This is a genomic window from Vibrio sp. 10N.222.52.B7 (assembly GCF_041474275.1).
In the GTDB taxonomy this organism is placed as follows: domain Bacteria; phylum Pseudomonadota; class Gammaproteobacteria; order Enterobacterales; family Vibrionaceae; genus Vibrio; species Vibrio crassostreae_C.
On sequence record NZ_JBFRTU010000691.1, the window covers coordinates 1 to 316 of the forward strand.

The window sequence follows — 316 nt, forward strand, 5'->3', positions numbered from 1 at the left end:
ATTTCACTCTTGAAACTGATCACGTTGGCTGAATTCGGCACCAAGGTTTCATCGACTACGACACGAAAATCGCGATAGGTGGTCAAGTAGCTCATTAATTTATGGATGATCCCACGCTTAAAGGCATCCATCTTCAAGTTGTCATCGATACTTACGTAGATATATCTAGGCTCTAAAGACAAGTAGTGCACAGATTCGTGTGCTTTGTGGACATCTAGGTTTTGACTGTCTGCTGTTTGATTAAGACGATTTTGTTCCGTTGATTGATTTGAGTCAGCGAGTGGTTGGTTTGATTCATTAGCGGCGGTATTTAAAC

1 pseudogene is annotated in these 316 nt (G+C 41.5%); it reads right to left on the reverse strand.

The window, feature by feature from the left end:
- Positions 1-316 (reverse strand): annotated as a pseudogene (locus AB4512_RS24835) (CadC family transcriptional regulator); the annotation flags it as partial.